The 13,596-nt window shown below is 27.4% G+C and carries 13 protein-coding genes; 9 read left to right on the forward strand and 4 right to left on the reverse strand.

What is annotated here, in order from left to right; genetic code table 11:
* Positions 1-167: 167 nt before the first annotated feature.
* Entirely contained in the window at positions 168-1,676 is a 1,509-nt protein-coding gene (locus ACZJV1_RS14400) for a Ppx/GppA phosphatase family protein (protein ID WP_460286891.1), read from the forward strand.
* Between the two features lie 58 nt (positions 1,677-1,734).
* Here ACZJV1_RS14400 and ACZJV1_RS14405 read toward each other — a convergent pair whose 3' ends face one another.
* Both ACZJV1_RS14405 and ACZJV1_RS14410 read right to left on the reverse strand, forming a co-directional pair.
* On the reverse strand, positions 1,735-2,379 hold the full coding sequence (locus tag ACZJV1_RS14405) for a site-2 protease family protein (protein ID WP_460286890.1): 645 nt from the start codon (positions 2,377-2,379) through the stop codon (positions 1,735-1,737).
* Positions 2,380-2,530: 151 nt separating this feature from the next.
* Positions 2,531-3,913, reverse strand: coding sequence for an LCP family protein (locus ACZJV1_RS14410; RefSeq protein ID WP_463650580.1), 1,383 nt, complete (start codon positions 3,911-3,913; stop codon positions 2,531-2,533).
* 265 nt (positions 3,914-4,178) lie between these two features.
* Here ACZJV1_RS14410 and ACZJV1_RS14415 point away from each other — a divergent pair, with 265 nt between their 5' ends.
* The 3 genes from ACZJV1_RS14415 to ACZJV1_RS14425 all read left to right on the forward strand — a co-directional run bounded on the left by ACZJV1_RS14415 (position 4,179) and on the right by ACZJV1_RS14425 (position 6,862).
* Entirely contained in the window at positions 4,179-4,826 is a 648-nt protein-coding gene (locus ACZJV1_RS14415) for a hypothetical protein (RefSeq protein ID WP_460286888.1), read from the forward strand.
* A gap of 354 nt (positions 4,827-5,180) precedes the next feature.
* On the forward strand, positions 5,181-6,086 hold the full coding sequence (gene rocF / locus ACZJV1_RS14420) for an arginase (RefSeq protein WP_460286887.1): 906 nt from the start codon (positions 5,181-5,183) through the stop codon (positions 6,084-6,086).
* A 146-nt stretch (positions 6,087-6,232) separates the two neighbouring features.
* Positions 6,233-6,862, forward strand: a complete 630-nt coding sequence (locus ACZJV1_RS14425; RefSeq protein WP_460286886.1) for a 3'-5' exonuclease — start codon at positions 6,233-6,235, stop codon at positions 6,860-6,862.
* Between the two features lie 79 nt (positions 6,863-6,941).
* On the opposite strand, the gene pflA is transcribed toward ACZJV1_RS14425, so the two are convergent.
* Positions 6,942-7,655 carry a pyruvate formate-lyase-activating protein gene (pflA, locus tag ACZJV1_RS14430; RefSeq protein WP_460286885.1) on the reverse strand — a complete coding sequence of 238 codons (714 nt, stop codon included), beginning with the start codon at positions 7,653-7,655 and terminating at the stop codon, positions 6,942-6,944.
* A gap of 88 nt (positions 7,656-7,743) precedes the next feature.
* The gene (locus ACZJV1_RS14435; protein ID WP_463650581.1) at positions 7,744-8,814 is read right to left on the reverse strand and encodes a GNAT family N-acetyltransferase; all 1,071 of its coding nucleotides are present in this window, start codon (positions 8,812-8,814) and stop codon (positions 7,744-7,746) included.
* 442 nt (positions 8,815-9,256) lie between these two features.
* Between ACZJV1_RS14435 and ACZJV1_RS14440 the strand changes: the two genes are divergently transcribed.
* Genes ACZJV1_RS14440 through ACZJV1_RS14460 form a run of 5 tightly spaced genes read left to right on the forward strand, consistent with a single transcriptional unit; the run spans position 9,257 to position 13,576 of the window.
* Entirely contained in the window at positions 9,257-9,796 is a 540-nt protein-coding gene (locus ACZJV1_RS14440) for a helix-turn-helix domain-containing protein (protein WP_411168585.1), read from the forward strand.
* Positions 9,797-9,819: 23 nt separating this feature from the next.
* On the forward strand, positions 9,820-10,869 hold the full coding sequence (potA, locus tag ACZJV1_RS14445; protein ID WP_460286882.1) for a spermidine/putrescine ABC transporter ATP-binding protein: 1,050 nt from the start codon (positions 9,820-9,822) through the stop codon (positions 10,867-10,869).
* Positions 10,862-11,716 carry an ABC transporter permease gene (locus tag ACZJV1_RS14450; RefSeq protein WP_463650582.1) on the forward strand — a complete coding sequence of 285 codons (855 nt, stop codon included), beginning with the start codon at positions 10,862-10,864 and terminating at the stop codon, positions 11,714-11,716. The genes potA and ACZJV1_RS14450 overlap by 8 nt, the downstream gene beginning before the upstream one ends.
* A complete protein-coding gene (locus tag ACZJV1_RS14455) occupies positions 11,710-12,522 on the forward strand; it encodes an ABC transporter permease (protein WP_411168588.1) in 813 nt (270 codons plus the stop codon). The genes ACZJV1_RS14450 and ACZJV1_RS14455 overlap by 7 nt, the downstream gene beginning before the upstream one ends.
* Complete coding sequence (locus ACZJV1_RS14460; protein WP_463650583.1) at positions 12,509-13,576, forward strand: ABC transporter substrate-binding protein; 1,068 nt, start codon at positions 12,509-12,511, stop codon at positions 13,574-13,576. Before ACZJV1_RS14455 ends, ACZJV1_RS14460 begins: the two co-directional genes overlap by 14 nt.
* The last annotated feature ends 20 nt before the right edge of the window (positions 13,577-13,596 follow it).

Below are 13,596 nucleotides of genomic sequence, written 5' to 3' on the forward strand. Positions count from 1 at the left end.
TTTTTTATATAAGTTGCTGAAATACTGACTTTGCTTAAATACTATCAATTTCAAAGATAATTTAGTTAAATGTAAAATATTTATTGCAACTTATATACTTTATTAATTAAAGTGATATAATATCTATAAATAAAATAATTTTCATAGTATTTATTAAAGGAGTTTATATGGATAGGGTTGGTATTATTGATATAGGTCCGAGTTCTCTTAGACTTATGTTAACTGAAGTTAATGAAAATGGATATTTTAAAATAATAGACGAGTTAAAAACTTCTATTAGATTATGTCACGATTTAGTTACTGATTATGGCATTTGTAATGAAAATTTTAAAACTATACTTTCTACATTGCGTGCATACAAATCTCTTTGTACTGTTTCTGGAGCAAATAAAATATTTGCTGTAGCTACAGAATCTCTAAGAGAAGCTAAAAATAAAGATGTACTTCTTCCTCTTATAAAAAAAGAGTTAGATATAGATATAAGGGTTTTAAGTTGTGATGAAGAAATTTCTTATAATTTCCTTGGTATAAAAAGAAGTATTTATATTGAAAATTCTTTAATGGTCGAAGTTGCAGGGACAGATACCCACTTAGCATGGGTTCAAGGTGATAAAGTAATAAAAAAAATTACTTTACCTTTAGGAAGTGTTAATTTAACTTATAAATTTAATTTAAAAGATAGAATATCTACACAAGATTTAAATGATGCATTTAGCTTTATATCATCTCAACTAAATGATATAAGTTGGCTTACAGAAACTAAGTTTGATTCTATAATTGGAATTGCATCAACAGTTCGAAATATAGGTAAAATAGACAGAGTAAGAAAAAGATATCCTTTTGATATACCTCATAACTATGAACTTTCTGACTTAGATGTTCAAGAAATATTCAACTTATTAAAATGTAAGGATTTTAAACAAAGACAAAAATTAGAAGGAATTGAACCTGAGCTTGCTGATATTATAGTTGGTGGTACAGCAATTTTTAAGAAAATTGCAAACCTAGTTCAATGTAGTAAAATAATAATATCTGGTCGTGGACTTAGAGAAGGTTTGATGTATGAATATCTACATAGTAAATACTCTATACCAAATGATATCTTAGATTACAGTATTAATGGTATATTAGACACTCTAAACAGTGATAAAAATCATGCTTCTAATGTATTTAATCTGACTTTCAACTTATTTAATGCATTAAAGCCTTTGCATCATCTAGGAGATGAATTTTTACATATAATAAAGACATCTTCTATGCTTCATGATTGTGGAATAAGTATAAATTATTATGGTCATCATAAACATTCATTTTATATAATATTAAATTCTTATATAAATGGACTAACACAAAAAGAAGTACTTATGAGTGCTGCTATTGCTGCATCTCACAGATTTAATAGTTATCAAACTCCTTTAGCTCCATTTTCTTCAGTAATGAATCAATTAGATTTAAGGTCTGTTAAACTAATCGGAGTTCTTATTAAAATAGCAGAAGGTTTAGATAGAAGCCTTGTCGGTGCAGTTAAAAATCTTAATATTAATTTTGACCAAGAAACTGTAACACTTAAGGTTTCTTCAGATATAGATGTAGATTTTGAAATTCGTCAAGCTTTAAGAGCTAGTGAGAAATTTAAAGAAATCTATGGTAAAGAACTTATAATAGAGGCAATTTAAACTTTCAAAATATCCTTATTAATATAAAAAGTGGATTCATATGAATCCACTTTTTATATTAAAATATTATTCCTATAATTAAATATGCTATATTACTAAACAATTTATATATTAAACCCGATGGTATTCTTAATATATATTGTCCTGCTAGAACTATTCCTAAAAGTATAAACATTTGATATTGATAAAGCTTATCTGCAACTTTATAGAAATTTTTAGGACTTATCTCTCTAAATAATTCAAAGCCTGCAAGTCCAGGTATTGGAATTAAATTAAATACAAATAAATTTATATTTATTAATGATATATATTGTAATGCTATAGCAACAATATTAAATGTTGATGAAGACGTAAATTTATAACCTATATTAATCCATATAGCAAATATAAATACCCCTAAAAATCCTACTAATAAATTTGCGAGTGGTGCTGCTAAAGTTACCTTTATTGCATCCTTATGACCTCTTTTATATGCACTTGGATTAGTATCAACAGGCTTAGTCCAACCAAATCCAACTAATATTATCATAACAAACCCCATTAAATCTACGTGAGCTGCTGGATTTAAAGTTAGTCTCCCTTGAAACCTAGGTGTTTTATCTCCTAATTTATCCGCCATTTTTGCCTTTGCATAACCTTGTGCAGTAAAAGCTATTAATATTGCAGGAATACTTAATATTTTAGTTAATAAATAATTTGACATATTTCACCTCCCTATTATTTATCTTATGATTATATCATATTTATTAAATTAAATACTTGTTGTTTAGATTTTTTTAATAAAAAGAGCTTTACTGAGTGTAAAGCTCTTTTCAAATCATTTTACTAAATATTATATAAATTTCTACCTAATATTATTGTGGTTTATTTGGATCTACTGGCTTATTTGGATCTACTGGTTTATTCGGGTCTACAGGTTGACCCGGATCTACCGGCTTATTTGGATCTACTGGTTTATTTGGATCTACTGGCTTATTTTGGTCTACCGGATTATTCGGCTCTACTGGTTTATTTGGCTCTACTGGTTTATTTGGCTCTACTGGTTTATTTGGCTCTGTTACTGATGGCGTTTTATCAGTATTTTTATCATTAAAATCTTCTGGTTTTATGTTATATATAGAATTATATCTAGCCTCTTCCGCATTATATCTTGCTGCTACATTTTGAACTGCTAATAAGTCAAATTCATCTGGATTTGGTAGCTTATTATTAAATATAAAATCATGTAAAACCTTTATGTTTTGTTCAAAGTCTATTAATAAGCACCATCCCTTATCTTTATACAAGTTATCTCTTGCAATAAGATCAGCTTGTGGTATTTGTAATTGTTCAAAGTTTAAATCTGGTAACTTATAAATTGTATATGCTAAGTTTAATGCTTCTGGAATATCTATATTAGTTTTAACTTCATTAGCTAAAGCATTTGCTACACCTACATATTTTAATGGATTAACCTCTTTTAACTTAGAAGCAACTTGATATAAGACTTTAGTTTGTCTTTCTCCTCTTTCAAAGTTTCCATTTCCAACATATCTTATTCTTGCATATGATAAAGCTTGCTGTCCATTTACTTTTTGAAGCCCAGTTTCTGTTATTGGTGGTGAATGTACTCCTGTGGATTCTCCTATATATTTATTTACTTCTTCTATTTCATAATCTTTTATATCTACTTCTATTCCACCGATTTGATCTATTATAGATTCAAATCCCCAAAAATTTACTATAATATATTTATCTAACTTTAAGTTAAAATTTTCTTGTATAGTTTCCATTAATAAAGCTGCTCCACCTTCTGCTCCACGAAGATTTCCCTTTTCATCTTGCTCAGAACTACCAAAAGCAAAGGCTGCATTTATCTTATTTTCTCCATACTCTGGTATGTTAACTAACGTATCCCTCATTATTGTAGTTAACTTAACTTTTTTATTATTATTATCCAAAGTTGCTATAATAATAGAATCTGATCTAGCTGGTTCATCTAATGTTCTTCCATCAGTTCCTATTAATAATACATTTGTAATTCCATCTACTTCTTTATAACTAGCTTCATTTTTACTTTCGGGTTTATATTCAACATAAATTTTATTTCTAATATGATTATAATACCCCCATACTACTGCTATAATTATTGCCAGTACACTCAATATAGATACTAATATAATTTTCTTTTTATTCTTTTTTTTATTCTTTTTCTTTTTATTCTGGCTTTTTTTCTCTAATGAATCATTTTCGCTCATCTTAATTCCTCCCTTTACCTTACTATTATATAACCAAGGCTTATATTCTTACAACAATATTCATTCTATTATACCAAATTAATTTGTAATATTTGTTACAAATTAATAACAACCAATAATCTTCCTAATATATTATAAATTATTTGCTTTATAAACATAAAATAAACTCATATTATATACTTCTTACATAATATATATAATTTTTTAAACTCTATGGTTTAATTTAACATTTATTTGTTAATAATAGGAATAAGAGGTGATAAATATGGATAATTTAAATAAAGAAAACTCAACATCAAAATCTCAAAAACAAAAAAGAAATTATAATAAAAAACAAAAAGCTGCTATATTAGTTTCGGTTGTTTCCCTATTAGCAATCTGCTTTTGCATAAGTTATTTTATTACTGATTATTTTACTAATCCTAATAAAGGATCAAACAATAGTTTTTTAAATGAAAATGTATATAGTGAAAATGCTAAATATTTAAGTGATAATATCTACATTACCCTTAAAACCGGTGATAATATAGATATTTCAGAAACCTTACTTAACTTAAAAGATACGTTAACTTTAAATGAAAATCTTACTAAAGATGACTTGTCACAAGAACTCTCAAAACAAGGATATATACTATCCGAATGGGATAGTAATAAATTAATTTACAAACGTGATAGCGTTGCTAATGTTACTCTAGAACCAAATAAATATTATTTAGGCGAAGAAAATGGGTATATTAGTTTATTTAAAACAGATGAAACTGGTAACATAATTGAATCTCAAAAGAAAGTTTATTCAGATTCTAAACCTATATCAAATTTACCTGAAATAGATCAAAACTATATAAAAGAAAATAAATTTTCTTTTGATAAAAGAGAAGAAGCACTTCAAAAATTAAGTGAAATGATATCATAAATAAATACTCAATAAATAAAAAGGAGCATTAGCTCCTTTTTACTATCTTTAATAAAGAATAACAAAATTTATTAAGGGAATAAATAAACTATATATTAGATTTATTTAAGAGGTTATAAATAATTTAAAATTAAGATAGAAATTATAATTTTTTCTTTCTATTTTGATTTTTTTTCACATTTTAAGACAAAAAAGTATAAATATAATATATATTTATTTAATATTTTCTTCATATACTTAAAAATTATATAATTGTAATAATTTTTTTATATTTTTTTATTTACATATTGGTTTTAAGCTATTAATATATATTTATTGCCCTAAAAAATTTATTCCAAATCGGAGGTTTGTTTTATGAATATTAGTATTATTGATATGCCTATATTCTATGGATGTGATAATCCTGGAGTTGAAAATGGGCCAAAAGTTTTAAGAGAGAACAACCTTCTAGATATCTTTAATAAAAGCCACCAAGTCTGTGATATGGGCGAAGTTCATGTAAAAAATGTTTCTTCAAATGATAAATACGCAGCTAATGACAAAATGAAGTATTTAGATGAAGTTGTGAGATCAAATGTTGGACTAGCTGATAAAGTTTATGAGTCTTTAACAAATTCGTACCTTCCTTTAGTTATTGGAGGAGATCACTCATTAGCTCTTGGAAGTATTGCTGGCTCAAGTAAATTTTTTGCTGAAGATCTTGCAGTAATTTGGGTGGATGCTCATGGTGATATAAATACACACGAGACTTCCCCATCTGGAAACATTCACGGAATGCCTTTAGCTAGTTCCATGGGATTCGGTCATGAAATTTTGACTAACCTTTATTTTACTAGTGGAAAGGTTAAACCTGAAAATGTATTTTTATTAGGTTGCAGAGACTTAGATTTAGGTGAACTTGAATTAATCAAGGAATATAATCTTAATGTATGGACCATGGAAGATATTAAAATCAAGGGCATAGAATTGGTCTTAAAGGAACTTTTACAAACTATAAACAAGAAAAATATAAAAAATATTCATTTTAGCTTCGATATTGATAGTTTAGATCCTTCATGTGTTCCTGGAACTGGAACTCCTGTTGATGATGGATTATCCTTCTCTGAAGGAAAGCAAGTAATCGAAACTATTATTAATACTTCATTAGTAAGAGCAATGGATTTTGTAGAATTTAATCCAGACTTAGATGATAATAAAAGAACATTAGAAACATGTCTTGAATTATTGAAAGTTATATCTAACGCTTTTGAAGGTAAATAAATTTTAAAATAGCTAATAGTTCTCTATTGGCTATTTTTTATTATTTCAATTTCTTAATTAACTGAGGTTATACACTTTATAACTTACGACTTTTTTTTTATTTTGTGTTATTATATAATAAGTAAAACTAATCTTTGGAGGATAAAATGAAACTATTATTTTTTGATACTGAAACAACAAGTATAAAGCCAGGTAATATTTGCCAACTAAGTTATATAGTTATAGATGCTTCAACAAAACCACAAAAAACTACTGGAAAGAATTTTTTCTTTACTGTTGATAGTATGGACGAAGGTGCTGAAGCAATTCATGGATTTTCACTTGAAAAATTATATGATCTTTCAGAAGGTAAAGAATTCTTAGATTGTGTTCATGAATTTATGCCTGATTTTTTTGATGCAGATTTTATAATTGGACATAATGTTCAATTTGATATAAAATTTCTAAAGCATGAATTACAACAACTTTGGGAAGCTGGACTTATAGATGCTACATGGGAGCCTAAAAATACATTTTGCACTATGGCATACTACAAATCATTATGTAATCTACCTAGTCCATCTGGTAATATAAAAAATCCTAAACTTTCAGAAGTTATAGATTTTCTTCAAATCAATGAAGAACAAATAAGTAATAAATCAAATGAACTTTTTGAAGGTAGTGGAAATTATCATGATGCACGATTTGATACAGCTGCAACTTATTTAACTGTTATACAAGGAATGAGGAAAGGGCTAATTCCAGCTGGATATTTTTCTAACTTGATAAAAAAATAATATTTATATATAAATATAGTGAAAAGCCCTCTATTTAAAATAGAGGGCTTTTCACTAAGCTAAACTAAATAAATTAATATTAGAATTCCTTAAAAAACTTTTCTTTTAAGATTTTACACTTTTCTTTATCCATTGCTGGAGTTTCTTCTAATCTATATTTTATTCCTAATGATTCATATTTATTTACACCTAATAAGTGATAAGGTAACAATTCTACTTTTTCAACATTTTCTAGTGAATTAACAAATTCCTTAAGTTCTAACATATATTCATCACTATCTGTTTTTCCTGGTACAACAACCTGTCTTATCCAAAGCTTAGTTTTAGCTTTTTTGCAATCATCTAAAAATTTATTTGTTTCATCTATTTTGTAACCAGTCATATCTTTGTAACCTTCTTCAGATAAATACTTAACATCATATAATACTAGATCCGTATATTTTAATATTTCTTCATAACTTCCAAAACCAACACCTGAAGTGTCTAAACATGTATGTATTCCTTCTGCTTTACATAACTTAAGTACTTCTAATAAAAATTCTGGTTGTCTAAGTGGATCTCCACCTGAAAATGTGACCCCACCACCAGAAGTTGTAAAATAGCTTTTAAATCTTTTTATTTTTTTTACCAATTCTTCAGCAGTATACTCTATTCCACCCTTTTCATTCCATGTATCTGGATTATGACAATAAAGACATCTTAATGCACACCCTTGAAAAAACACGACTACTCTTATCCCTGGTCCGTCAACAAGTCCCATACTTTCAACTGAATGAATCCTACCTTTTAGCATATTTATCTTCTCCTCTATTTTGGACAATTGCCAATAAAACTTATTTTGTCTTATTCATTATAATTTGTATATAATAAATTGTCTATTATTAAAAGATTCCTATCTTTTTGCACAATTCTTTACTTACTTCTTCTCCTGCAAGCTTTTTAACAATATCTACACATAATTCTATACTTCCCATAATATTAGAAGCAAACATTAGCTTTCCATTATCAACAAAAGATCTATTTACTTGGACTGTCCCCTTTATTTCCAAATTAGATTCTGGTATTAGCACTCCATCCATCCCTTGAAAGTCTCTTAAAAAATATAATCCATTAGAAAATGTCGTTATATAGTCACAATTATTATATGCTGATACTACATATCTACTCAGATTGTTAGCATTTATATAATTATCTAATTCATTTCCTCCTGGTATTACTAGTATATTAGGCTTGTCTATATCTTCATTAAAATTTTTATCAATAATTATAGACATATTATTTATATTTATATTTTTCTTATCTGATATAGAGTATATTTGAAAGTAATCTTCCTTTAATATTTCATTTACCTTACTAAAAATATTAAAGGGTATTGAGTATTCTAACATATCAATGTTATCATATGCTAAAACAGCTACTGATTTCTTATTACTTATCTTAAAGCTTAAAAAATTCTTTTTAGTTAACTTATATGTTGATTTATTTTTAAAGCTACTTATTTCCTCGAATCCTATTTTCTTTAATAATTTCTTAGATTCATTTGTTATTACTGTATCTATTATAGCTTCTCCACCAAAATCTAAAAAATAATATTCTAAGATTAACCTTAATGCCTCTTCACCATAACCATTCTTTCTATAGCTATGATGGATTTTTACATTAACCCTAGCCACCTTAGTTGCGGAATTATATCCATGAAAACTAACTTCTCCTATAGTCTTATCATCTGAAGTATAAATAAGACAATAAAAATTTTTCCCATCCGAAGGCTGCACCATTTTATTATAAAACATCTCCCACTTTTCTCTTGGAAATGAATAAGTTCCTCCAGCCTCAACCATATTTTCTTTATCACTCCATAGATTTTCCACAAAAGATAGCTCATGAAACTTAGGTTGTCTTATATAAATCTTTTTACCATTTCTTCTATACAAATTAAAGTTTTTACTCATTTTATCACCCATTGATATTTACTTTATTCTTCCAGATAATATATAGTCTACTATCTCATAAATTTATTCTTTTATCAAGTAATCTACCCCTAATGCAATAATGAAGTAATTTAAAATTAATATTTTATTAATAATATTAATTTATATCCAAATGTTACTAAATAAAATTTAAAATAAAGAACCTTTTAATTTTCAATCAAATTCTTTACTTAGTATTAGTAAACTTCAAGTGTTGTTTTATTAAACTCAAATTTATTATAATCTACTGTACTTAAATAGAACCAATACTTTGAGCGAAAAAAATTTTTAAAATTTTCTATATAATTTTTATAAAAAAATATTGATTTATACACAATAAATATATATAATATCTATTGTTTGTTTAGTAATTTTAAACTTAAGGTTTAGTATTATAAAATTTAAAAAGGTAGAAGGTGTAATTGTGGAAATAGGTGAAAAGATACGAAGATTGCGTATTGAAAAACAATTAACTCAAGAAGAACTTGCTAATAGATGTGAGCTCTCAAAAGGATTTATATCCCAAGTTGAGAACGACTTAACCTCTCCATCAATAGCAACTTTAATAGATATTCTAGAAATTCTTGGAACTAATCTTACAGAATTTTTTAGTGATGCTAGTGAGGAAAAGGTTACTTATACATATGAAGATATGTTTGAAACTGAAAATGAAGATTTAAAGTACAAGCTTATGTGGCTTATACCTAATGCTCAAAAAAATGAAATGGAGCCAATTATGATAACTTTAGAACCTGGTGGTCAATATGTAGAAGAGGAACCTCATGAAGGTGAAGAGTTTGGCTTTGTTTTATCTGGAACTATAATATTACATTTAGGTAAAAAGAAATTTAAAGTAAAAAAAGGCGAAAGCTTCTACTTTAAACCTAGATCTAATCACTATATTTCAAATGGAGGAAAAACACAAGCTAAAGTAATTTGGATAAGTACTCCACCATCATTTTAAATCTATAGAAAGAGGTGTTTATTTTGGAACAAAATATAATTGAAATTAAGGGTGTTTCTAAATCTTTTGAGGATAACTGCGTTTTAGATAACCTTACATTAAACATCAAAAAGAATGAATTTTTAACATTACTTGGTCCAAGTGGATGTGGAAAAACAACAACATTAAAAATTATTGCTGGCTTTGAAGATGCTGATAAAGGTGAAGTTTTATTTAATGGAACTGATATCTCTACTTTACCTCCATATAAAAGGCAAGTAAACACCGTATTCCAAAAGTATGCATTATTTCCTCATATGAATGTATATGAAAATGTTGCATTTGGATTAAAAATTAAAAAAACTTCTAAAAATGAAATAGATAAAAAAGTTAAAGAAATGCTTAAACTAGTTTCTCTAGACGGCTTTGAAAAAAGAAGTGTAGAATCTTTAAGTGGTGGTCAACAACAAAGAGTGGCTATTGCAAGAGCCTTAGTTAATGAACCTAAAGTTCTTCTTTTAGATGAACCTCTTGGTGCTTTAGATTTAAAACTTAGAAAAGAAATGCAAATTGAACTTAAAAGAATACAACAAAGGCTTGGTATAACATTCATATTTGTAACTCATGACCAAGAAGAAGCATTAACAATGTCAGATACTATAATAGTTATGAATAAGGGCAAAATACAACAAATGGGTTCTCCTGAAGATATATATAATGAACCTGCTAATGCCTTTGTTGCTGACTTTATTGGTGAAAGTAATATATTAACGGGTACTATGCTAGAGGATTTTAAAGTTGAATTCTGTGATAAAACATTCGAATGCGTCGACAAAGGCTTTGAAAAAAATGAATTAATAGATGTAGTTATAAGACCAGAGGATATAAAAATTGTATCTTCGGATAATGGAATGTTAGAGGGTACTGTAAAATCTATAATTTTCAAAGGTGTTCACTATGAAATAGAAGTTGAAGAAGAAAATAATAAATGGATAATTCATAACACTAAGTTTGCCGAAGTAAATTCAGTTATAGGATTAGATATCTACCCAGAAGATATTCATATTATGAGAAAGGTTTCAAATAATGAGTAAAGCAAAGAAAACTAATGAAAATTTTGCTGCATCTCCTTTTATAGTTTGGAGTGCATTATTTATTGTAATCCCATTATTAATAGTTTTATTCTTCGGCTTTACTATAACTACACCTGATGGGAATTATGCATTTTCCTTAGAAAACTTTACAAGACTACTTCAACCTCAATATATAAAAGTTTTTACAAGAAGTTTGTGGCTTGCTTTACTATCTACGGTATGGTGCTTAATTTTGGGATACCCTGTAGCGTATATTATATCTAAAATGAAACCTTCTAAAGGTAATATTTTAATGCTACTATTTATAGTTCCAATGTGGATGAACTTTTTGCTTAGAACTTATGCTTGGTTACCTATCTTAGGTAAAAACGGATTTATAAATAATATTCTTGGTTATTTGGGCGTAGGTCCATTTACCTTCTTATATAATGATGGGGCTGTAATTCTTGGTATGATATATAACTTTCTACCATTTATGGTTCTTCCAATATATACTGTACTAACAAAAATGGATAAAGACTTATTAAATGCTGCTGCTGATTTAGGTGCTAATCGAAAAGAAGTTTTTAGAAAAATAGTTCTTCCACTAAGTATGCCAGGAGTAGTCTCAGGAATAACAATGGTATTTATGCCTGCTGTTTCTACCTTTGTAATTTCAAGATTACTTGGTGGTGGACAATACATGCTTTTAGGTAACTTAATAGAGCAACAATTTACTATGATGGGAGATTGGAACTTTGGTTCATCTATCTCTATATTTATGATGATAATAATATTAATTTCTATGGCTATAATGAGCAAGTTTGATAATTCAGATGCTAAAGAAGGAGGAGGTCAATTATGGTAAAAAAATTTGAAAACTTTATAAAAAAGTTTTATTTATTACTTATATTTATATTTTTATATACACCAATAGTTGCCTTAATAGTATTCTCCTTCAATGATTCTAAGACTATGGGAAAATGGTCTGGCTTTACATTAAAATGGTATGGGGAGCTTTTTAATAACGAAAGAATCATGCAAGCTTTATTCTTTACAGTTGTTATTGCAATTATTTCATCTATAGTAGCTACAATAATTGGTACACTGGCTGCAATTGGAATAAATAAAATGAGAGGCCCTAAGAAAGCTCTTTTATTAAATATAAATTATTTACCTGTATTAAATCCAGATATAGTAACTGGTATTTCTTTAATGAGCTTATTCATTTTTATTAGACCACTTACAAAATTAGATTTTGGATTTACTACTATGCTACTTGCTCATATTACATTTAACATTCCCTATGTTATATTAGCTGTATTACCTAAGCTTAGACAGCTACCTGAAAATATTGAAGAAGCTGCACTAGATTTAGGTGCAACTCCATCTTATACATTAAGAAAAATAATATTACCTCAAATTAAACCTGGAATTTTCGCTGGTATGTTAATGGCTTTTACAATGTCTATTGATGATTTTGTTATTAGTTTCTTCACAGCTGGTCCAGGAGTTACAAATCTTTCAATTGAGATATATTCTATGGCAAGAAGAGGTATCAAACCTGAAATTAATGCCCTTTCGACTTTAATGTTTGTAACTGTATTAACTCTTCTATTAATTGCTAATAGAAAAGAATTTACATCTAGAGGTGATAAAATTGAAAAAGCTTAAGAAGTCAATTGCTATTTTATCTTCATTATTTTTAATTTCTACTTCTTTTGTAGGCTGCAGTAATGAAGAAAATAGTTCAAAGAACAAAAGAACTCTTAATGTATTTAATTATGGTGACTATATAAATGAAGATTTAATAGCTAAGTTTGAAGAAGAAACTGGAATTGATGTAATATACGATACCTATGAATCAAATGAAATTATGTATCAAAAAATAAAAAATAGTCCTGGCACCTATGACTTAATTTTTCCTTCTGATTATATAGTTGAAAAAATGATAAGTGAAGATATGTTAGAAAAAATTGATTTTAATAATATTCCAAACTTTAAAAATATAGGTGAAGACTTTAAAAATCTTCCTTATGATCCTAATAACGAATATTCAGTTCCTTATATGTGGGGTACAATAGGAATAATATATGATGCTGATAAGGTTGATGAACCAGTAGATAGTTGGGATATTTTATGGAATCCTAAATATACAGGTGAAATATTTATGTTTGATTCCATAAGAGATACACTTGCTATTTCATTAGCTAGACTTGGTTATTCATTAAATTCAGTAGATAAAAATGAGCTTGATGACGCTGTAAAAGAATTAATAAAACAAAAACCTTTAGTTCAATCTTATGTTATGGACGAAGTTAAAGATAAAATGATAAATGGCGAAGCTACTTTTGCTACAGTTTACTCTGGTGATGCTATATTTATTCAAGAAGAAGCTCCAGACTTAAATTTACAATATGTAGTGCCAAAAGAAGGTTCCAATAAATGGTTTGATGTTATGGTTATTCCAAAAGGAGCTCCACATAAATCTGAAGCTGAGGAATTTATAAACTTTCTATCTGATCCTGAAAATGCAAAGGAAAATGTTGAGTATATAGGATATGCTACTCCTAATAAGGCTGCCTATGAACTATTAGACGAAGAAACTCAAGAAGATGAAACAGTTTATCCTCCTGAAGAAGTCCTTGATAAGTGTGAAATATTTAAAGATTTAGGAAATAAAATTAAGCTTTATGATGATGCATGGTTAAAAGTAAAAATAGACTAAAAGGGGTACTTTATGTAGCC

Source organism: Clostridium sp. LS3 (assembly GCF_055330225.1).

Excerpts from the sequence above, each read along its gene's own strand:
- ACZJV1_RS14400 (WP_460286891.1), top strand. The coding sequence starts at position 168 with ATGGATAGGGTTGGTATTATTGATATAGGTCCGAGTTCTCTTAGACTT.
- ACZJV1_RS14405 (WP_460286890.1), bottom strand. The coding sequence starts at position 2,379 with ATGTCAAATTATTTATTAACTAAAATATTAAGTATTCCTGCAATATTA.
- ACZJV1_RS14410 (WP_463650580.1), bottom strand. The coding sequence starts at position 3,913 with ATGAGCGAAAATGATTCATTAGAGAAAAAAAGCCAGAATAAAAAGAAA.
- ACZJV1_RS14415 (WP_460286888.1), top strand. The coding sequence starts at position 4,179 with ATGGATAATTTAAATAAAGAAAACTCAACATCAAAATCTCAAAAACAA.
- rocF (WP_460286887.1), top strand. The coding sequence starts at position 5,181 with ATGAATATTAGTATTATTGATATGCCTATATTCTATGGATGTGATAAT.
- ACZJV1_RS14425 (WP_460286886.1), top strand. The coding sequence starts at position 6,233 with ATGAAACTATTATTTTTTGATACTGAAACAACAAGTATAAAGCCAGGT.
- pflA (WP_460286885.1), bottom strand. The coding sequence starts at position 7,655 with ATGCTAAAAGGTAGGATTCATTCAGTTGAAAGTATGGGACTTGTTGAC.
- ACZJV1_RS14435 (WP_463650581.1), bottom strand. The coding sequence starts at position 8,814 with ATGAGTAAAAACTTTAATTTGTATAGAAGAAATGGTAAAAAGATTTAT.
- ACZJV1_RS14450 (WP_463650582.1), top strand. The coding sequence starts at position 10,862 with ATGAGTAAAGCAAAGAAAACTAATGAAAATTTTGCTGCATCTCCTTTT.
- ACZJV1_RS14455 (WP_411168588.1), top strand. The coding sequence starts at position 11,710 with ATGGTAAAAAAATTTGAAAACTTTATAAAAAAGTTTTATTTATTACTT.